General features: G+C 72.5%; 19 protein-coding genes. 9 read left to right on the top strand and 10 right to left on the bottom strand.

Translation table 11 applies throughout. The features are described from left to right. The first annotated feature begins 22 nt into the window (after positions 1–22). The 6 genes from ABD345_RS08870 (at position 23) to ABD345_RS08845 (ending at position 6,830) form a co-directional block, all read left to right on the top strand. Complete coding sequence (locus ABD345_RS08870) at positions 23–745, top strand: ScbR family autoregulator-binding transcription factor (protein WP_344551386.1); 723 nt, start codon at positions 23–25, stop codon at positions 743–745. 1,047 nt (positions 746–1,792) lie between these two features. After that, a complete protein-coding gene (locus ABD345_RS08865; protein ID WP_344551385.1) occupies positions 1,793–2,608 on the top strand; it encodes a transglycosylase SLT domain-containing protein in 816 nt (271 codons plus the stop codon). Between the two features lie 292 nt (positions 2,609–2,900). Continuing rightward, complete coding sequence (locus tag ABD345_RS08860) at positions 2,901–3,269, top strand: hypothetical protein (RefSeq protein WP_380276250.1); 369 nt, start codon at positions 2,901–2,903, stop codon at positions 3,267–3,269. A gap of 112 nt (positions 3,270–3,381) precedes the next feature. Then, positions 3,382–4,521 carry a sensor histidine kinase gene (locus ABD345_RS08855; RefSeq protein WP_344551383.1) on the top strand — a complete coding sequence of 380 codons (1,140 nt, stop codon included), beginning with the start codon at positions 3,382–3,384 and terminating at the stop codon, positions 4,519–4,521. Further along, entirely contained in the window at positions 4,512–5,156 is a 645-nt protein-coding gene (locus ABD345_RS08850) for a response regulator (RefSeq protein WP_344551382.1), read from the top strand. The genes ABD345_RS08855 and ABD345_RS08850 overlap by 10 nt, the downstream gene beginning before the upstream one ends. Positions 5,157–5,390: 234 nt before the next feature. After that, entirely contained in the window at positions 5,391–6,830 is a 1,440-nt protein-coding gene (locus ABD345_RS08845; protein WP_344551381.1) for a GuaB1 family IMP dehydrogenase-related protein, read from the top strand. Between the two features lie 29 nt (positions 6,831–6,859). On the opposite strand, the gene ABD345_RS08840 is transcribed toward ABD345_RS08845, so the two are convergent. Both ABD345_RS08840 and ABD345_RS08835 read right to left on the bottom strand, forming a co-directional pair. After that, positions 6,860–8,341 (bottom strand): hypothetical protein, encoded by a 1,482-nt coding sequence (locus tag ABD345_RS08840; protein WP_344551380.1) that lies wholly within the window; start codon positions 8,339–8,341, stop codon positions 6,860–6,862. Positions 8,342–8,470: 129 nt separating this feature from the next. After that, positions 8,471–8,821 carry a DUF5995 family protein gene (locus tag ABD345_RS08835; protein ID WP_344551379.1) on the bottom strand — a complete coding sequence of 117 codons (351 nt, stop codon included), beginning with the start codon at positions 8,819–8,821 and terminating at the stop codon, positions 8,471–8,473. A gap of 104 nt (positions 8,822–8,925) precedes the next feature. On the opposite strand from ABD345_RS08835, the gene ABD345_RS08830 reads away from it, so the two are divergent. Continuing rightward, the gene (locus ABD345_RS08830) at positions 8,926–10,512 is read left to right on the top strand and encodes a recombinase family protein (protein ID WP_344551378.1); all 1,587 of its coding nucleotides are present in this window, start codon (positions 8,926–8,928) and stop codon (positions 10,510–10,512) included. A gap of 221 nt (positions 10,513–10,733) precedes the next feature. Here ABD345_RS08830 and ABD345_RS08825 read toward each other — a convergent pair whose 3' ends face one another. From ABD345_RS08825 to ABD345_RS08815, 3 genes are all read right to left on the bottom strand, one after another. Then, positions 10,734–11,213, bottom strand: a complete 480-nt coding sequence (locus tag ABD345_RS08825; protein ID WP_380272462.1) for an IS630 family transposase — start codon at positions 11,211–11,213, stop codon at positions 10,734–10,736. A 63-nt stretch (positions 11,214–11,276) separates the two neighbouring features. After that, positions 11,277–11,483 carry a hypothetical protein gene (locus tag ABD345_RS08820; RefSeq protein WP_344551377.1) on the bottom strand — a complete coding sequence of 69 codons (207 nt, stop codon included), beginning with the start codon at positions 11,481–11,483 and terminating at the stop codon, positions 11,277–11,279. A 160-nt stretch (positions 11,484–11,643) separates the two neighbouring features. Next, on the bottom strand, positions 11,644–12,210 hold the full coding sequence (locus ABD345_RS08815) for a hypothetical protein (RefSeq protein ID WP_344551376.1): 567 nt from the start codon (positions 12,208–12,210) through the stop codon (positions 11,644–11,646). A 181-nt stretch (positions 12,211–12,391) separates the two neighbouring features. Here ABD345_RS08815 and ABD345_RS08810 point away from each other — a divergent pair, with 181 nt between their 5' ends. After that, the gene (locus tag ABD345_RS08810) at positions 12,392–12,559 is read left to right on the top strand and encodes a hypothetical protein (RefSeq protein ID WP_344551375.1); all 168 of its coding nucleotides are present in this window, start codon (positions 12,392–12,394) and stop codon (positions 12,557–12,559) included. A 62-nt stretch (positions 12,560–12,621) separates the two neighbouring features. Here ABD345_RS08810 and ABD345_RS08805 read toward each other — a convergent pair whose 3' ends face one another. The 3 genes from ABD345_RS08805 to ABD345_RS08795 all read right to left on the bottom strand — a co-directional run bounded on the left by ABD345_RS08805 (position 12,622) and on the right by ABD345_RS08795 (position 16,634). Beyond that, positions 12,622–14,421 carry a VWA domain-containing protein gene (locus tag ABD345_RS08805; RefSeq protein ID WP_344551374.1) on the bottom strand — a complete coding sequence of 600 codons (1,800 nt, stop codon included), beginning with the start codon at positions 14,419–14,421 and terminating at the stop codon, positions 12,622–12,624. Next, positions 14,418–15,596: an AAA family ATPase gene (locus ABD345_RS08800; protein WP_344551495.1), complete on the bottom strand. Its 1,179-nt coding sequence runs from the start codon at positions 15,594–15,596 to the stop codon at positions 14,418–14,420. The genes ABD345_RS08805 and ABD345_RS08800 overlap by 4 nt, the downstream gene beginning before the upstream one ends. Positions 15,597–15,701: 105 nt before the next feature. Next, entirely contained in the window at positions 15,702–16,634 is a 933-nt protein-coding gene (locus ABD345_RS08795; protein WP_344551373.1) for a hypothetical protein, read from the bottom strand. A 221-nt stretch (positions 16,635–16,855) separates the two neighbouring features. On the opposite strand from ABD345_RS08795, the gene ABD345_RS08790 reads away from it, so the two are divergent. Beyond that, complete coding sequence (locus tag ABD345_RS08790) at positions 16,856–17,749, top strand: DUF5655 domain-containing protein (RefSeq protein ID WP_344551372.1); 894 nt, start codon at positions 16,856–16,858, stop codon at positions 17,747–17,749. 123 nt (positions 17,750–17,872) lie between these two features. Here the strand turns inward: ABD345_RS08790 and ABD345_RS08785 are convergent, their stop codons facing one another. Next, the gene (locus ABD345_RS08785; RefSeq protein ID WP_344551371.1) at positions 17,873–18,496 is read right to left on the bottom strand and encodes a hypothetical protein; all 624 of its coding nucleotides are present in this window, start codon (positions 18,494–18,496) and stop codon (positions 17,873–17,875) included. A gap of 350 nt (positions 18,497–18,846) precedes the next feature. Further along, positions 18,847–19,659 (bottom strand): SPDY domain-containing protein, encoded by an 813-nt coding sequence (locus ABD345_RS08780; RefSeq protein ID WP_344551370.1) that lies wholly within the window; start codon positions 19,657–19,659, stop codon positions 18,847–18,849. Positions 19,660–19,729 lie beyond the last annotated feature (70 nt).

The raw sequence follows: 19,729 nt of genomic DNA, 5'->3' as shown, positions 1-19,729 counted from the left end.
TCTGTAAAATTCCGGAGGGATCATGGTGCGTGAGGAACTGAAGCAGGAGCGGGCGGTGCAGACCCGTGCCGTCCTCCTGAAGGCCGCGGCGGAGGCGTTCGACGAGCTGGGCTACTCCGGTGCCAGCGTCGCCAGGATCCTGGAGCGGGCCGGACTGACCCCGGGGGCGATGTACTTCCACTTCAAGAACAAGGAGGCGCTCGCCACGGCCGTGGCCGCCTCGCAGCAGCAGACGGTGGTGCCCCTCCTCGAATCGGAGGGCGTCCAGCGGGCGGTGGACACCACGCTGCTGTGGGCCAGGCAGCTGCGGACGGATCCGGTGCTGCGGGCCGGGGTGCGGCTCGGCGTCGAGCGGGACGCGCTCGAACTCCACGACCCCACCACCTTCGACGCCTGGACCGAGATCCTGGCCGGCTTCCTGCAGACCGGGGCCGATCGGGGCGAGCTCCAGGCCGGGGTGGACGTCCATGAGCTGGCCGAATACATCGTCTCCTGCTGCACCGGCGTCCAGATCTACTCCGAGGCCGCCACCCGCCGGGCCGACCTGACCGAGCGCCTGGTGCGGATGTGGCAGATGGTGCTGCCCGGCGTCGCCGTGCCCGCCGTGGTCGCCCGGATCGACCTCAGCGGCGACCGATTGCCGGGGGGTGCGGCCGGGGACGGGGGCGCGACCGGGGGTGTGGGCGGGGGCGCGGCTGGGGGTGCGGCGTCGGTCGGGAAGTCGGTCGGGAGGTCGGCCGGCTGAGCCCGCGTCCGGCGGCCGGTCCGGCGGGGCCTCGATAATAAAGCGATCAACCACTTTGTTATTGAGGGGGCGGGCGCTGCGGTCGGGGCGCGGATGGAGGGCCCTTCGAGGCCGTCGGGGCAGGGGAGTCCGGGCTGACGGGCGCGGACGGGCCGGAGGTGACTCCCGAGTAGCTCCACGTAACAAAACGAGCACTCGCTATTCAGCCTGTTTCGAGAGTCGGGAGCGGAGGGGGAAGGGCGCGCCTGTCGTGACGGCGGTCCGGACCGGCGCCGCTCCCGACGCGGGCGCGCGCACCTTCGCGGGCCGGGGCGGTCGTCGCCGGAACCCGGTTCGATCCGGTGGTCGCCCCGGCCCGGTGCCCGGTGCCCGGTGCCCGGCTCCGGCCCGGCCGGCCCGCTTCTCTCGGCCCGTTCCCGCCGACCCGCTTCCGTCAGCCTGCTTCCGGCTCCGCCTCCGGGGCGGGCTGACGGTGCGTGAGCCGGGTCACGCGGGGCGCGTGAGCCGGGTCACGGGCGGGGCGGTTCGGGTGGTCGGGCGGCTGCGGTGCGTGGCCGGGGGGAGAGCGGGGTCACAGCGGCGGGCGGTGGCCGGGGTCACACGGCTCCGGCGGCGCGGAGGGCGCCCGGAGCCCCGAAAGCCTTGGCGGCACTGGCCGCGGGCCCAAGGGCCCCGGGGTGGGGGGACGTTGGGCGCCCCTGTGACCTTCTTCATAACCGGGCCGGAATGCGAGGGGTCCTGGGCGGTGAACTCCCTTGCGGCGCAAGGGAATCCGGGATGTGAAGGAGTTGTGGAGGGCGCATATCGGGACGTTTGCCGCGCCGTTGGGGCTCCGGCAGTCTCGTGGTTGTGCCCCGAGCCGATCCGAGTGCTCACGGGGCTGACACGGCGCAGCGGACCGCGAGACCAGCGCGGCGCAAGCGTCCCCGGTGAGCAGGAGCCGCCGGGCCGGCCGTCCCGGGCCGAGGAACCCCGCACCGAGCGGGAGTCCCGCATGTCCACCCGGGCTTCGGCGTGACCTGGACCGACTCTCGGAGGTACTCGAACATGCGACGCATCAAGCACAACCTGGGCCGACTGCCGCAGGTGCGGATGGGCCACCACCGCATGCCCGACGCCGTTCTCGGCATCGGCCTGGCCGGCGCCATCGCGGTGGGCACCCTGCTCCCGGTCTCCCAGGCGATCGCCAGCCCGGCCGCCAACAAGGCGGACGCCGCCGTGGTCGCCGCCGCCGGCAACCAGGACAACCAGGACGCCAACCGCGACGGCGACCAGGCCGCCTCCCGCAGCGAGGACCGCGAGGCCGTCCAGCAGGACCAGGGCCAGCAGGACCAGGGACAGCAGCAGGACCAGGGTCAGCAGCAGGACCAGCAGGCCGAGCAGGAGAAGCAGGCGGCCGAGCAGCAGGCCGAGCAGGAGAAGCAGGCCGCCGAGCAGAAGGCCCAGGAGGAGAAGCAGGCCGCCGAGCAGAAGGCGAAGGACGAGCAGGCCGCCGCCTCCGCGAAGAAGACCTACCCGAACAACCTGGACGGCTGGATCGAGGAGGCCCGTGACGTGCTGGCCGCCAACGGGCAGCACGTCCCGTCCGCGAAGGCGATGCGGGCCGCCGCGATCGCCGAGTCCTCCGGCAACCCGAACGCCCAGAACAACTGGGACTCGAACGCCAAGAAGGGCACCCCGTCGATCGGCCTGACCCAGGTGATCATGCCGACCTTCAAGGCGTACGCGCTGCCCGGCCACACCGACATCCGCAACCCCGTCGACAACCTGGTCGCCAGCTCGCGCTACTGCGACGCCCGCTACGGCAACATGGACAACATGGCCGCCGCCCGCGGCTACGGCTCCCACTGGCGCGGCTACTAAGCGGCCCGACCACCGGAACCGCCTTCTCGGCCCCCTCGGCGCACCGCGCGCCGCAGGGGGCCGCGGCGCGTCCGGGCCGCGGTGCGTCCGGGGCGTTCGGGCGGGGCGTTCGGGCGGGGCGCGCGTCCGGGGCGTTCGGGCGGGCCGTTCGGACAGGTCGGGCAGGGGTGCGGAAAACCGCAGTCGGGTCGGGTGGGAAACCGCGTACCGGCCGTGAGCTGCGGTTCCTAGCGTGGAGGACGCACCCGGGCAACCGGCCCGGGGCCTTCACCACGAGGAGCACACCGTGCTGCTGGAGACAGTCGCCCCGATCGTCGAGCAGGCTCCCGGGGGTGGGGTCGCCGGGTGGGCGGCCGGGCTGGTCGACACCCTCGGCGGCCCCGGCGCGGGCCTGGCCATCGCGCTGGAGAGCCTCCTCCGGCCGCTGCCCAGCGAGGTGATCCTGCCGCTCACCGGCTTCACCGAGATCGGCAGCCTGGCCTGGAACGGCGTGCTGATCACCGCCGGGTACCTGCGCCTGCTCGGCGAGCGCTGGGGGCTGGTCGAGGACTGCGTCGGGGTGTTCTCCGAGGCGGTGCCGGTCCTCGCGGTCGCCGCGCTCGCCGGATGGCCGGTGCTGCGCCTGCGCGGCCGCTCCGCCCGCCACCGCCGGGAGGGTTGAACCGCTCGCGCCGCACCGACCGCCGGCCCCGGCGGCCCCGCCGGGCCCTCGCATAGGCTCGCCGGCACGGGGCGTGGTGGGTGGCAGGAGAGCAGGGGAGGAAGAAGGGGAGATGGGCGAGGGGGAGGACGCGCGGGGGGAGAAGGGCGTGGGGGAGGGCGGCCGGGTGCGCCGGGGCGCCGGGGTGCTGCTCGGGGTGCTGGTCACTCCGCTGCTGCTGCTCCACCTGCCGCTGGCGCTGCTGCCCGGCGGTGGCGGCGCCGGTGCCGCTGCCGTCACCGATCGGCTCGCGGCGCTCGAACGGGCCCGCCGCACCGCCTTCTGCGGTGACCGCCACCCCGACCGGTACCGGGCCGAACCCCGGGTGCTGCGGCGCTACTTGGCGGCGCGGGCCGGGACGGGACTGGTCACCGCCGTGGTGCTCGGCCTGGTCGGGTGCGGCGCGCTGCTGGCGGGGCTGCTGGCGGCCGGGGCCGTCCGGGGGTCGCTGGGCTGGTCCGAACTGGCGGGGCAGGTGCTGCTCGGCGGCGTCCTGCTGTTCCTGGCGGTGCAGGGCCTGCTCTCGCTGGCCGCCCTGGAGACCCGGCTGGCCCGGGACTGCTTCGGCCCGTCCGAGACGGAGCTGCTCCGGCGGCGGGTCACCGAGCTCGCCGACAGCCGGGCCGCCGTCCTGCACGCCGTCGACGCCGAGCGCCGCCGGATCGAACGCGACCTGCACGACGGCGTCCAGCAGCGCCTCGTCGCACTGCGCCTGCTGCTGGCCCGGGCGGGGCGCGGCACCGATCCGCGGCGCACCGCCGACCTGCTCGGCCAGGCCCACCGCGAGGCCGGCGACCTGCTCACCGAGCTGCGCGAGGTCGCCTGGCGGGTCCACCCCTCCGCGCTCGACGCGCTGGGCCTGGACGAGGCGCTGGCCGGGATCGCGGCCCGCGCCGCGCTGCCGCTGCGGATCCACTACGCGGTGCCGGGCCCGCTGCCCGAGGCGGTGCGCACCGCCGCGTACTTCGTGGTCAGCGAGTGCGTCACCAACGCCGCCAAGCACTCCGGGGCCGCGGCCGTCGACGTCCGGGTCGAGCAGGACGGGGCGCGGCTCACCGTCCGGGTCGGCGACGACGGCGGCGGCGGTGCGGACCCGGCGGGCGGCGGCCTGGCCGGGCTGCGCGGCCGGCTCGCCGCGCTCGACGGCACCCTGCACGTCCACAGCCCCCACGGGGGACCCACCGTCGTCACCGCGGAGCTGCCGTGCACGTGATCGTCGCCGAGGACTCCACCCTGCTGCGGGAGGGTCTGGTCCGGCTGCTCGCCGAGGAGGGCCACCAGGTCCGCGCCGCCGTCGGCGACGCGGAGGCGCTGCTGGCCGCGGTCGAGGCCGACCCGCCGGACGTGGTGGTGGCCGACATCCGGATGCCGCCCACCCACACCGACGAGGGCATCCGGGCGGCGGTCCGGATCCGCGCCCGGTGGCCGCGGGTGGGCGTGCTGGTGCTCTCCCAGCACCTCGAACGGGGGTACGCCGCACAGCTGTTGGCGGCCGGCGCGGAACGGGTCGGCTACCTGCTGAAGGACCGGGTCGCGGAGGTCGACGAGTTCCTCGACGCGCTGGCCAGGGTCGGCGCGGGCGACACCGTCATCGACCCCGAAGTGGTCCGCCGCCTGGTCGTCCGCACCGAGCGCGCCGACCCGCTGGCCCGGCTCACCCCGCGCGAGCGCGAGGTGCTGGAGGCGCTCGCCGAGGGCTGCACCAACGCCGCCGTCGCGGCCCGGCTGCACCTCTCGCTCAGCGCCGTCGAGAAGCACCTCAACGCGCTCTTCGACAAGCTCGACCTGCCGCGGGCGAGCGGCTACAGCCGGCGGGTGCTGGCGGTGCTGCGCTACCTGGGGGCGTGAGGCGGGCCGCCGCGGGGCCGCCCGCCCCGGCCCGGCCGGTGCGGACCCGTACCGAGGAGCTCTTGGAGGATCGTACGAGGGGGTTCCGGAATCCCGGGGCCCCGGTTGTGTCGATCTTCAGGATTCCGGCGTGAGCTGGCTCGGAGCGGGGGATTCAACGAGAATCGAACGTTGGGTGTGTGCGGCTCGGCCGCGTCGCGCCGTAACGTTTCTCCCCAGCCAGAGAGCCCCTTCATGCGCTTCCTGAACGACCTCAAGCCCGCGTACGACCTCACGTACGACGACGTCTTCATGGTCCCCAGCCGTTCCGCGGTGGGCTCCCGGCAGGGTGTCGATCTGTCCTCCAACGACGGGACGGGCACCACCATCCCGCTGGTGGTGGCGAACATGACCGCGATCGCCGGACGGCGGATGGCCGAGACGGTGGCCCGGCGCGGCGGACTGGTCGCGATCCCGCAGGACATCCCGATCGAGGTCGTCTCCGAGGTGATCGGCTGGGTCAAGCAGCGCCACCTGGTGCACGACACCGCGCTGACCCTCAGCCCCGGCGACACCGTCGCCGACGCGCTGTCGCTGCTGCCCAAGCGGGCGCACGGCGCGCTGGTCGTGGTGGAGGGCGGCAAGCCCGTCGGCGTGGTCACCGAGAGCGACTGCCAGGGCGTGGACCGGTTCACCAGCCTGGCCGAGGTGATGTCGCGCGACCTGCTGCTGCTCGACCAGGGCATCGACCCGCGCACCGCCTTCGACCGGCTCAACGAGGCGCACCGCAAGCTCGCCCCCGTGGTCGCCGCCGACGGCACCCTGGTCGGCATCCTGACCAGGAAGAACGCGCTGCGCGCCACCCTCTACACCCCCGCCGTCGACGAGGCCGGCCGCCTGCGGATCGCCGCCACCGTCGGCATCAACGGCGACGTGGCCGGCCGCGCCAAGTCGCTGCTGGAGGCCGGGGCCGACGTGCTGGTGGTGGACACCGCGCACGGCCACCAGGAGTCGATGATCAGCGCGCTGCGCGCGGTGCGCGGCCTCGACCCGCAGGTCCCGATCGTCGCGGGCAACGTGGTCTCCGCCGACGGCGTGCGCGACCTGGTCGAGGCGGGCGCGGACATCCTCAAGGTCGGCGTCGGCCCCGGCGCGATGTGCACCACCCGGATGATGACCGGCGTCGGCCGCCCGCAGTTCTCCGCCGTCCTGGAGTGCGCCGCCGAGGCCCGCCGCCTCGGCAAGCACGTCTGGGCCGACGGCGGCGTCCGCCACCCGCGCGACGTGGCGATGGCGCTGGCCGCCGGCGCCTCCAACGTGATGGTCGGCTCCTGGTTCGCGGGCACCCTGGAGTCGCCCGGCGACCTGCAGACCACCGCCGACGGCCGCCAGTACAAGGAGAGCTTCGGCATGGCCTCGGCCCGCGCCGTGCGCAACCGCACCTCCGACGAGTCGGCCTACGACCGCGCCCGCAAGGGCCTGTTCGAGGAGGGCATCTCCACCTCCCGGATGTTCATCGACCCGGCCCGCCCCGGCGTCGAGGACCTGATCGACTCGATCGTCGCGGGCGTCCGCTCCTCCTGCACCTACGCGGGCGCGGCGAGCCTGGAGGAGTTCCACGACAAGGCGATCGTCGGCATCCAGAGCGCGGCGGGCTACGCCGAGGGCAAGCCGCTGCACTCCAGCTGGGCCTGACGGCGGACCCTCCCCCGCCCGGTGCCGGGTCAGCGCACCGGCGGGGGCTGCCGGGCGACCGTGACGGTGCTGACCGCGCTCCCGTCGGCGCAGTGCACGTGGATCCAGCCCTGTGCGAACTCCCGCAGGTCGTCCCGCTCGCCGCGCTCGCGGGGCAGCCCGAACGGGACGTCCCCGCGGGCGGGGGCGGCGGGCATCCCGTCGACGAAGGCCGCGAGGCGCTCGGCCCGGTGGCCGCCGTGCTCGCCGACCACCACCGCGGTGACCAGGCCGCGGCGCAGCACCAGCCGCGCCCCCGGCAGGGCCCGCACCCACCCGACCAGCGGATGCGACTCCGGGCGGCCCAGCACGTCCAGGAACAGGGTGAACTCGCCGGAACGCCACCGGTACGGGTCGCGCGGCACGCTGACCCCGCGCGGCACCGCCGTCACCCTGACCGGGGCCGCGCCCGGCCGCGCGGAGTCGAACTCGGCGCCGTACCCGACCAGCAGGTCGCGGGCGCCGTAGCGGTGCAGGTCGGTGCCCGCGACGGTGGCCGACGGCGCGCCCAGCGCCCGGTGCACCTCCGTGCGGGAGCCGGGCAGCAGGCCGGACGCGGACAGCGGGCCGGACGCGGGCAGCCGGACGCCCAGCACCTCGCCGTCCCGGGTCAGCACCTCCGCGCCGCCGTCGAACGCGAGCAGCCGCCAGGAGGGGCCGGACGAGCTCGCCCAGCGCCGGTGCGCGCCGCCCGCCAGCCGGACCAGCTCCCGGAAGGCCGGGCCGCCCTCCGGCTCGCCGAGCACCGCGAGCAGCGCCCGGACCGGCCCGTCCGGCAGCGGCCGCGGGGCCGGGCGCTCCAGGGCGATCGAGACCAGGCCGCCGTCGGCGTACTCCAGCCGGACGCGGTCGCCCTCGACGGCGTGCAGGTCGCTGTCGCCGCTGCGATTGCCGTTGCCGTTGCCGTCGCCGCCGTCGCCGTCCGCCTCGACCGGCTCGCCCAGGACCGCCCGGGCCCGCGCGCGGTCGCTGCCCGGGCCGAGGCCGCCGATCAGGGCGGCGGGGCGGGGGTGGGCGTCCTCGCCGGTCAGGCGGAACACCGGGCCGTCGGCGGTGGGGGCCAGCAGGCGGGCGACGGCGGCCCCGGGGCCGTCCGCCGGTCCGTCCAACGCGTCGACGTACCACCAGAGTTCGCCCTCGAAGCGGGGCGGCAGCATCCGGGCCCGGGCCGGGTGCCAGTGCTCGGGGTACCAGGACGCCCCGCCCGGGTGGAACAGCAGCAGGTCGTCGTGCTCGCCGCGCCAGCACTCGCCGGTGAACGGCCCCAGGCCCTCGCCCGCCAGCGCCGCCGCGTACTGCTCGTCCGTAAGCGCGAACAGGGCGTCCGCGGAACCGTGGCCCACCTGCTGGTCGACGCCCACCCAGGCCCGGCCGGTCGACAGTTCCACGCCGAGGCTCGGCTGCCGGACCACCTGCACGAAGTTCCGCACCTCCGGGCCGCGGTGCCCGTCGCCCTTCTTGCGCTTCGCCATGGCCGTCCCGTCCCGTGCTCGCCCGGTGCCGGTGCCGCCGGGGGTCCCATCATCGGGCACGGGACCGTCAGCGGGCACGGGGCCGTCACCGGGCACGGGAGTGTCCGGGGCGCCGGGCGGGGCGGGGCGTCAGTTCGGACTGAGCGGGGTGAGCAGGGCGCGGCTGACCATGCCGACCGAGCCGGAGAGGGCGTCGGCGACCATCGCGCGGGCCGGCGGGACGCGGCGCAGCTCCCACAGGGCGAGGACGGAGGCCCAGGCGGCGTCGCGGGCGCGGTCGATGCTCCAGACGGAGAGCACGTGCAGCAGCGGGCCGCCGGCCGGGACGGGCAGCAGGGACTCGCGGACCTGGGCCTCGACCTGGGCGAGCAGGGCATTGACGCGCAGGTAGTCGGCGTGCAGCCGGTCCGGGGTGCGGCCGGTGAGGCGGCAGGTGTCCAGGACGGCCAGCGGGAGGTCGTTCTCGATGTGGGCGTTCATCCCGGCCAGGGCCCGCTATTATGTGGCGCCCGGAACGGACGCACATGGCACTCTTCCTGCCCTCCCGACCTGCACGGATGCCCAATTCCTCGGACCATCGGGACATGGATCCTGTCACGCCATACGACGGCTGCGGCCTGTGTCTGGTGGGTGTGCGTCGCCTCTCCAGGATGACTGGCGTCACGTCCTCCCCGGAGCGGCAGCGGGACGAGATCCTGCGGGCGGTGGATGCCGTCGGTGGGCACGTCATCGCGTGGGCCGACGACTGGGAGGTATCCGGTGCGACCGACCCCCGTACGCGCGACGGCTTCGGTCCGTGGCTGCTCGGCAAAATGGGGCCTTACGACGGCATCGCCGGGTCGATGGTGGACCGCATCGGCCGCAACGCGGAGGACGTCCTGCGCACCGCCCGGGAGAACCACGAACTCGGCCGCAAACTGGTCACCGGCGACCACCTGGGCCTGTGGGACCTGGACGACCCGAACCAGGAGATGGAACTGGGCTACAAGGCCCTCGGGGCGCAGCAGGAGCACCGGGCGATCCGTACTCGCAATCGGCAGGAGGTGAAGCGGGCCCGCGCCGCGGGCGAGCCCCACAACAAGCCCTCCTACGGCTACAAGTACAAGCGCCTGGCACCGACGACGAAGGTCGTCGGTGCGATCCTGGACCACGGGGATGAGGATCTGGGCAGTTCGGACGCCGCGGGTGAGATCCGCAACGTGAAGGACCGCATCCTCGCCGACCAGACCGGGAAAATCACCGTGGCCACCGAGGCAGCCCGCCTCACTCGCGCAAAAGTGCTCTCCCCCAACGACCAGCTCCGGGTGAACTACGGCCAGGAGCCGCTGGGCACCCCCTGGAGCAACAAGAGCCTCAAGCGCATCCTGTGCAGCCTCGCGGCCCTCGGGTACCTGATGCACAAGGGCCAGCCGGTCCTCGGGCCGGACGGCACACCGGTGAAGATCGGGCCCGCGCTTTGGAACCGCGCCACGCACGACGCCCTGGTCGCCAAGACCGCCCCCAAGCGCAGCGTCAAGCGCGCCCCGAAGGGGGTCTACCGGCAGTCCGGGAACATCACCTGCGGCAACTGCGGCTACACCCTGGTCGTCAGCGGCAGCCGGGGAAGCAAGGGGGCGGTATGGAACCGGTCCTATGCCTGTACGGCGAAGTTCCGGGGCCTGCCGGGCGCAGAGGACTGCAAACCCTCCCCGTCCATCAACATGGCCAAGGCGGACGCGGAACTGGAGCAGTGGTTCCTTCCCAGGTTCGGCGCCGCCGAGTTCGTCGAGACCGTCTACGATCCCGGCACAGGCAAGAAGGACCGCATCGCGGAAGCGGAGGCCAACCGCAAGCGACTGCGCGACGACCGCGCGGCCGGCCTGTACGACGAGCCGGCCGACGCCCAGTGGTACCGCCAGACATACGCCCGAATGACCGAAGAACTGAAGGAACTGCATGCCGAACCGGACCACCCCGCAGGCTGGCGCAAGATCCGTACAGGACGAACCGTAGCTTCCGAATGGGCAGCAGCAACAGACGAAGTAGTCCGCCGTGAACTGCTCGAATCTTTCGGAGTGACCGCCGTCCTCCGCCCGAGTACTGTCGCCCATCGATATGTGATCTCCGCTGACCCAGATACGAATTTGATGTCGGATGAGCTGTTGGCGATGTGGGAGGATGTTGTCGCCTGAGAACCTATTGATCCGAAACGCTAAATTTCCGGCACCTCGGTGATGTAGCGGACGTGCGCGCCCTGGAAGTAGCCGCGGACGATGTGTTGCTGCTTCTGGCGGCGCTGGAAGAAGCGTCGGACTTCGTCGGTGAGCTGGTTGGCGTTGCGGGCGCGGGAGGCCGGCAGCAGGGTCCGTTACAGGTCGGCGTTGACCAGCTCGTCCGGGGTGGTCTCGGGTGCTTACGCGGGCAGCAGGTGCAGGGTGATGCGTCCGGGGTGGTCAGTGAGCCGGGTGCGGGCTCGTCTGCTGTGGTGGACGGAGTGCCGGTCGATGGCGAGGTGGACGGGGCGGTCGAACTGCCTGTTCAGGCGGTCGAGGAAGTCGCAGAACACCTCGGCGGTGAACGATCCCCGGTAGACGGTGAACCACATTTTGTCTCGGGAGCTGATCGCGGACATCGCGTTGACCGAGAAGCGGTTGCCGGTCCGGCGCACGATCGGCGTCCGGCCGCGAGGGGCCCAGGTGCGGCCGGAGACCTCGTGCGAGCGGATACCGGTCCGGTCGGCGAGCAGCAGCTCTGCACCTTCCTCCCGGGCCTTCGCGCGGATCACGGGCCGGATCTCCTCGCGCCGGGCGCGGACTGCTTCCGGTTCCTGTTTGAGCGCGTGCTTGTCGGGATGCTGGAACGACAGGCCCCAGCCCTTGAGGTACTTGCCCACGCCCTGCTCGGTCAGCCGCCCCCGATATAGCAGGGCGATCAGGTCCCTGGTGACGGCGCGGGTTCACAACTGGCCGCCCAAACCCATGTCTCCCGGTCGGCGGTCGAGCAGCGTCTGCCGGACGCGCTGCTCTCGGTCCGGATCGAGCACCCGGTACTCGCCCACCCGCCGTCCGCGGCTCCTTGACACCAGCGCCTCGTGGCGGTCGGACTGCCAGCCAGCCCACCAGTTGCCCACCGACTCCACGCTCACGCACAGGAGTTTGGCCACCTCTCAACGGTCCCCGGCCCGCCCCAAGCGTTGCGAGCGCCCTCATGCGCAGAACTTCCTGAGCCTTCGGCGACAGCCGCCGCGCGTCCTGCACCAGATCCGTCACACCCGGATCAACGAGACCGGATCCTTGCCGTTTCGGATCAATAAGGTGGCCAAGTCAAGGATGCGGGATTTCCCTGATGCTGATTTTCCTATATCCGACAGTCTGCCCGGATCTGGTTTCATAGTGCAAGAATTCGCTGGCGATGATGGCTGGTGGATAGTTGGGGCCGCGTTTCAGGGCGGAGAGGTCGTCGATCATCGACTGGGATGATGATCGATAGTTAAATATTCCCAAGCATTCGGCATTAAGGAGGGTGAAGTAAATATCTACTGATGGCCTTTTTGCCCTGGGTTCAAACCCCGCGCCGTCAATCCTCCTGGATCTTGCTGCGACGGCGCGTGTGGCGACGATTGATATCTCGATGCAACTTGCTCTAGTTTTTACGAAAATTTCACCCTTGGGCTCGTTGATTTGTTCATCGATGGTTCCGTCGAACAGTTGACATATGGCTAGGGCGGTGGATTTCATCTTGCAAGTTACTAGCCACCCGTCTCGATGGGTGAGTGTACCGAACGTTGAGGTTTCTGTGAATTTGCGAAAATTGCCGGCAAGTGCCGGGATGTTTTTCCTTTCGGTCCGATCGGCTTCTTGGCCTTTTCTTGTGGCGACTCCATTGGCCATTTCGATAAATTCCTCCTTCTCTTGGAGTGGGTGCGGGGTGGGGTGATTGCTCCATGAAGCTTGTTCTTCCCTATGGCGCGGATGAGACATCGGAAACGTTGCCGAGCATCTGCCCATTTGGGAATTTAGGTTGACTGATACATCCGCCGGAGCGGCCCGGTGAGGGAGACATGGGGGTGGCATGGCGCTGCGCATGTTTCGCCGGAGCGGCGGTTTAGCGATGAAGTTGCCTGGCCTGGACGAGGGCGGCAGCTTGGTGGTGATTGAGTGCAAGCGTGTCCATGGCGAGATCGTGATCAACCAGGCGCTGCTCTGCATCCTGTGGTTGTTGTGCCCCTGGTGCTGTTGAGGCGCTTATAGCAAGCCGACCCGGTTCGGAGGCGGTTGCCGAAGTTGACCGGAGGCAGCTCGTTAGCGTGTTCTGCGGATGGCGTCGGTGGCGGCTTGGGCGATGGCGGCGGGGGTGCTGGAGGGGCGGGGCAGGTGGAGGAGGGTGGTGCCCGGTAGATGGCGGGATTCGTCGGTGAGGGTGAGTTGGAGTGCGGCGCAGCCGGCGGTGGTGAGGCGGTTGATGCGGGTGACGGCATTTGCGGTTTCGTTGGGGGTGTACTGGGCGTCGGTGACGATGACGAGGAGGCGGCCGGTGCCGGGGCGGCTGAGGTCGAGGCCGTGGTCGAGTGCGTCGATGGCGTCGGCGAGGTTGTGGGCGCGGCCGTTGGCGTCGAACTGGACCACGCGCTCCGGTGGCCGGTGGGTGGGCCTGGTCAGTGCGGTCAGGTACTGGTCGTAGGCAATGGTGGCGGTGCGGGAGTCGGGGCCGGTCAGGGCTGCTGCGCGGGCCACGATCCAGGCGGCGGACGCGACGGGTCCGCAGGCGGCCGACATGGAGCCGGAGACGTCGACCGCGATTGCCACCCGCAGCGGCGGGGTGGGGGAGTTGTGGCGGCGGGTGTGGGTGAACGGCTCGGCGGTGGGCACCGCGCCGGCGGCGCGTTGGGCGTCGCGGGCGAGGGCCCGGCCCATGTTGAGGCGGCCGGGCGGGGTGGGGCTGGTGGTTCGCTCCTCGGTGCGTTCGCGGTAGGCGGCGGCGCGCAGGGCGCGGCTCAGGCTCGCGGCGGCGCGCTGCTCGGCGGTGGTGGGTCGGCGGGTGCCGGTGACCGGACTGTAGTAGGGAGCGGGTGTGCCGTCGGGGCTGACGGTGGTGCCGCGGGGGGTGAAGACCGACTTGGCGGTGGCGGCGGCCTTTCGTCGCTGCTCGGCCTGCTGGGCGCGGCCCTTGGCCTGCCTCTCCGCCCGCCGGGCCAGGGCGCTGTCCGCGGCGGCCTGAGCCGTGCGGTCGGCGAGGTCGTTGGCGGCCATGCGGTCCATGACGACCCCCACGGCTCCGGAGAGCAGGTCGGCGAGGTTCTCGGGGACAGGCCGGGAGGGAAGTGCGGTGTCCAGGGCGTCGCACCAGTCCTGGGCGTGCGTGAGCATGGTGGCGGCGTCGTGGTCGGCGCACTGGTGGGCGGCGGTCCAGATGCCGGTGAGGGTGGCCAGCAGGTTGGCGCCCAGCACCTTCTTGCACAGGGTGGCGACGGCTCGGGTCTCGCCGGCGTCCAGGATGCCGACGTCCCGGCGGCCGAGGATGAGCGCTGCCACGGTGGCGGCGTGCTCGATGCCCGCGACGCGGGGGTTGGCGATGTCGGGCATGACCAGGGTCCGGGCGCTGGTGCGCAGGTACGTGCGGTCCATCGGACGCCTGGTCAGGTGTGCGCCTTCGGCGCGGCTCTCCTCCAGCAGGAGCGCGGCCTCGACGACGCGCGGCTCCGCGTCGGGCGGTTGCCGCCAGACGGTGTGGGTCGCGTGGGCGGCCTCGTGGACGAAGACCCCCCAGGCGGCGGGGTAGCGGTCCTCGTCGCCCGGGATCCGTGGATGGACTTCGTGCGGTTGGAGAGGGGCGAACAGCTCGGCGTCGAACTCGACCTCCCCCAGCATGGGGAAGTAGGCGGCCGGGGCGCCGCTTCGGGTGCCGGGGCGGCAGGTGACGATCAGGTCCTGACGTCCGGACAGGACCACCAACCGGTCGCCGAGTTCGGCCCCGACGCGCAGCCACGCGGCCGGGGAGGGCTGGGGCTGCGCGGGCGGGGCGCCGTCGTCGTCCCAGCGTGCGAGGTCGGCGTCGTCGTCGGGCGTGGTGGCGGGGGGTTGGATGTGGTGGTGGGCGCTCATCGCTGGCGGCCCCGGGAGGCGGAGTTGGTGCTGACCGGGGACTGCCGGGAGGCCGCGGCGGTTGTGGCGGCGAGCTGCTTGCCCAGGGTGAGTGGTGCGACCGACGTGATGCCCATGCCCTTGCGGACGATGTCCGCGACGGTGTCGCGGTCCTCGGCGGGTGCGATCCCGATCAGGTTGCCGAGCGCGGCCTTGGTGCCGAGGACTGCCTCGATCTTCTGGTAGCCGATCAGTTCCCTCAGCTGGGGTGCCCAGCCCAGTTCGCCGAGTTCGACCTTGTGGGAGAGGTTGCGGGCGATCTTGACCACCCGGGCGTCGATCCGCAGTGCCAGGGCGAGGTCGTAGTCGGTGCCGACCTGGATCTGCGCGTTGAAGCGGGACGCCAGCGCATCGGTCAGGATCGCGCCGTGGACGCCCGGGTTGTGCCCCGCCGCCACGTAGAAGCCCGGCTGGGCCTGGATGGTCTCGCCCTTGTGGGCCTTGACCTGGATCTGGCGGCGGCCGTCCATCGCCGGGTAGAGCGCGGCCATCACCTTCGGCGAGATCAGGGTGGCATCGTCGATCAGCAGGGCGCGGCCCTCCTGCATGGCGACGACCAGCGGGCCGTACCGGAAGACGTACCTGCCGTCGTCGTCCTGCGTGTACTCCCCGACCAGGTCGCCGACGGTGGTGTCGCCGTCGCCGGCGACGGTGATCAGGTCAGGGAACGCCGCCTCCACCAGCGAGGTCTTGCCGGTGCCCGGGGGGCCGTAGAGCAGCACCGGCACGTCGGCTGCGCGCAGGCGGGTCAGCGCTTCGACGTCGGGCAGGTCGGCCAGCTCCCTGGGGTGGTAGAGCTGGCCGCCCGGTCGGCGGATCGGGCCGCCCGGTTTGGGCGGGGCAGGCGCGGGGGTGGGCGGCTTCGGCGGGGTCGGCGCGGGAGCGCTCGTTCGGGCCTTGGCCGCGGCGGCGCGGGGTGAGTGGGTTCCCGGCGGACTGATCACCGGGGTCTTCCCGGCAGCGGCGGTGAGCGCGTTCGCGCGGAACTGCTTCCCGGCGCCGACCTGGTTGGCCTCGCCGCGCTTGACCAGGGTCTCGGCCGCTTGCACGACGGCACCGTTGGAGTGGCCCAGCGCCCTGGATATCTGTGCGGTGGTGAACGTTTCCTGCGGCCGGTCGGCGAGGAACCGGGCGATCTTGGCTCGTAGTTCACCGCCCTTGGTGCGCGGTGGAGTGGGGGGCGGTGCGGGGGTGGTCAAAGCGAGGATCCTCCAACGGGTGGGCAGGCGGGTGGAGTTCGGTCAGGTGGGCCGGGAGCGGCTGGCCACTGTGCGGTCGGACGTGCTGGACGGGAGGTCGGGGCGGGACACTTGGGGGGACGTGGCTGCGGTCCCGGGGCGGCGGAGCGGTGAGCGCGGGTGTGGGCCCTGCCCTCGGGCGGCTGCCGTGCGGTCGATGCCGGCCTCGGTTCGGGGTGCCGCGGGCGGCGGTTCGCGGTGTTCCTCGAATCGCCGCCCGGCCTGCTCCCACCAGGAGTTCGCCAGTTCGCTGTCCTCGGCCACCGCTTGGCACTGGGCCTGGTGGCCGAGCATGTCGCCGGTAAGAGGCACGAGGGCGTGGGGAACGGCCGGGGCGACGAGGTCGGTGTGGGCATGCTCGCCCAGGACGATCACGTCGGCATCGTCCAGGCCCAGGCGCCGTGCCTGGTCGCGGATGCTGCCGGCGCGCACCGACTTCTCGTCGCCCACCCGGATCTCGTTGTACATGAGCCAGAAGTCCAGGCCCACGAGCCCGTGCAGGTCGTTGACGATGTAGATCAGGCCCCGCTCGGCGGTCAGCGCGTCGGCGGCCGCGCGCAGGTAGCGGTGGTGGCGGCCGCCGTAGAACTCGCCGGCCCGCAGCGCGTTGGGTCGACCGGCCTCGTTGATCCCGGGGTCCGTCCTCTCGGCGCCGCCCGAGATCACCACGATCCTGCGGCGCGGGGTGTCCACTCCGTGCTGCTGGGCGTAGGCCCGCCCGGCAGCGGTGAGGTGGATGTCCGGCGGGCCGAACAGCTCCTCGTATCGGTAGGTGCGACCTCCCGCGGTGAAGGGGCGCATGTGTGCGAGCCCTTCCCGCAGCAGGACCTGGTGGGTGCGGGCGTTGAAGCGCCTCGGGACCTGGTGGTCGCGGTCGCCGGCTGCCGCGATGACGGCTTCGTGGGGTTTGGGGGCGAGCTTGGGCGGGATCGGCAAGCGCGGTTTCTCCGGGGTCGTATCCGGCGTGCGGCCCCGTGGACGGGGTGACGGTCCGGCAGATCGGGAAGAGGCGCGCCCGCTGGCAGGGCGGTTCTCTATTCCCTCCAGGACAAAGTGAGACATCGGCAACAACGTCTGGTATCTGCCGATTTGGGCATGTAGCTTGGCCGGTCCATCCGCCGGGGCGGCCCGGCGGGGGAGGGGCGAAGGGGAGCGACATGGTGCTGCGGGTGTTCCGGCGGAGTGGCGGCTCGGCGACGGAACTGGCCGGGGCGGCCGTCCCGCTGGAGCGGGACCTCCAGGCGTACGTCGAGCGGAACATGCAGATGCTGCTGGGCGTCCTCTTCCTCGACACCGAGGTGCGCACCGGTCCGCTGCACGGCGGCCGGATCGACACTCTGGGCCTGGACGAGGACGGCAGCCCAGTCATCGTGGAGTACAAGCGGACCCGGGATCAGAACGTGATCAACCAGGCGCTGTTCTACCTGGCATGGCTGCGCGACCACCACGACGCCTTCGAGGCGCTGGTGGCGCGCAGCCTCGGCCCGGAGGCGGTCGCCGAGGTCGACTGGAGCAGCCCGCGGATCATCTGCATCGCCGCGGACTACTCCCGCTACGACGTGCACGCGATCGGGGAGATGCACCGGCGCATCGACCTGGTCCGCTACCGGATGTTCGGCGAGGACCTGCTGGCACTGGAACTGGTGGCCTCGGTCGCCGGGAACGCGGCCCGCAGCGGCAGCGGCGCCCTGACGGTGGCGCGGCCCACGGCCGAGCAGCGGCTCGCCGGCACCGCGCAGGCCGTGCGGGCGCTGTACGACGAACTCGACGGCCGGCTGCTGGACTTCGGGGACGTGCACAGCGTCCAGCTCAAGCAGTACACGGCCTACCGCCGGGGCCCCAACTTCGCCTCGGTGAAGGTCCAGGTGGGCTCGCTGCTGGTCTACCTGCGCCTGGACCCGGCCACCGTCGGCCTGGAGGAGGGCTTCACCCGGAACGTGCGCGGCATCGGCCATCACGGCACCGGCGACCTGGAGGTGCGGATTACCTCGCCGGCCGCTCTGGCCCGGGCGGCGCCGCTGCTGCGGGCGGCCTACGAAGCGGTGGCGTAACCGCCTCGGGTCGCCGGCATGTGCCGCAGGAGAGCCAGGGCGAAGGGTCGGTGGGCGGGGGTTCCTGCCCGCCGACCCTTCGGTTGCCGGCCGCCGAAGCCGACAGGTACGCACTTCCGGCGGTCAGCGGCTGCGGGACCGGGGAGGGGCGGAGGCGTTGGCAGCGGGGGTGTTGCCGCGTTGCGCCGCCGGGCCGGCCGGACTGCGGAACTGGGCGCTCAGAGACGCAAGCCGGGCGTGGGCGCCGGGGAAGAGCGTGACGCGGATGCGTTCGCGGGTGTCGGTGCCCCGCATGGCCACGGCGTGGGCGAGGTCGGGCTGGACGGCGGTGGTGTACCGGCCGCGCTGGAGCCGTGCGGTGGCCACCGCCACGGCGTCGAGTTCTTCACCTGGCTGGGAGGGCGAGAGGTAGTACAGGTCGAGGTCGGTGCGGTGCTGCCAGCCGGCTTGGGTGAGCAACACGCCGGGGTGAATGGGGATGCCGTCGGCGACCGCGGCGACGATCCCCAGATCAGGGTGCCGGGCGAACGCGACGTCAGGTGCTTCGCTGGGCAGCGGGGCGGTGCCGGGGACGTCGAACTGAGGGTCGGTGTCGACGGAGTGGCCCATCGTGCGCAGGGCCCGCACGGCTGAGCGGGTGCGCTCCTCGCTGTCGCGTTCGGGATCGGGGAGGCGGAAGAAGCCGGGGATCTCGTGCGGGCGGAAACCGAGGGAGAGCAGGACGGCGTCGCCCACGGGTCCGGTCATCCGCCCGCCGTAGGAGGCGTAGATGTCGTCTCGTTGGTGGTGACGGAAGATCGTGACGTCGATGTCGTGATCGTCGTCGTCGGCCAGGCCGGCGGGGGCGGGATCGGAGTGCAGTGGTCCTCGCTTCGGGTTCGGGGCTGCTGGACCGCGTCGGGGTCAGCAGCGGAGGGGCGGGGGCGGCGGGTGCCGGTTTGGTCGAGGTGGGTGGTTGGCGAGGCGGCGGCCGGCCACGCCTGGTCAGCGTCGGCCAGAGCGCAGGGGCGGCCCGCCGACGCGGCGCCAGCGGGATCCGGTCGTCGGCCGTGCAGGGAGGGCGATGGTCGGCTCCTCCCTGTAGGTCGGTGGAGGGCTCAGCGGACGGGGCGGCCTGCCGGAAGGAGTGCGGCTTCTGCGGCGGGCAGCGCGCCGCCGGCCGGGGCGGTGGAGAGGACCTGTCTCGTGGTGCGGGAACCGGCCGCGGCGACCCGCTGCGCGATGGTGGTCGTGGCGGCGGGAGGCGCGCTGCGTGGGGCGGGCCGCTCGGGTGTCGGCGGATCGAGCCGCTCCAACTCGGCCAGGAGGCGCTCGTCCATCCAGCGCTTGTCCCGGGTGACTGGGCCCGGAGCGGTGAGGAAGCGGGCGAGTTCGTCGGTGATGACGGTGGGCGTGCCGGTGCTCACGTCGGCCTGCCAGTAGGGCGGCTGCCCGCCCCGGCCGCGGGGCCCGACCTCGACATGGATGTGGGGGTTGTCCAGGTCGAGCGGGTCGCCGGGCGGGTCGACGCGCACCCGTACCCGGGCGAGGAGGTCGGGCGACTCCATCTCCAGGGCCCCGTTGCGGTAGACGCTGTGCCAGCCGGCGTCGCCCAGGATGTCCAGCAGGGAGCGGCGGTCGGCAGGCTGTTGGAGGGCGGGGTGCTCCTCGTCGGAGCGGTCGGCGAGGGCGAGTTGGTCCGCGAGGTCCGCGAGGACCTCGGTCGGGGTCTGGGCGGAGAGGCGGACCATCCAGGCGGCGGGGCCGAGCGGTTCGCGGACGGCGGTGAAGCGCCACGAGACCTCTGGGCCGCTCAGGACCTCGCCCAACCAGAACCGGTGGTCGGGGCTCCAGAAGAGGTGCGACCCCAGGCTTCGGCTGTCGCTGTATTCCCAGGCCCGCTCGCTGATGAGCCAGTCGAACGGCAGCATGTTGGAGTTGGGGCCGGCCAGGTAGGCGGGGCGTACGTCGATGAAGTCGGGCAGGTTGTCGGGGATGGGT

The organism is Kitasatospora saccharophila (assembly GCF_039529925.1).
Lineage (GTDB): Bacteria > Actinomycetota > Actinomycetes > Streptomycetales > Streptomycetaceae > Kitasatospora > Kitasatospora saccharophila.
Note: the sequence above shows the minus strand (reverse complement) of the source record. Positions and strands in the feature narration are given on the sequence as shown.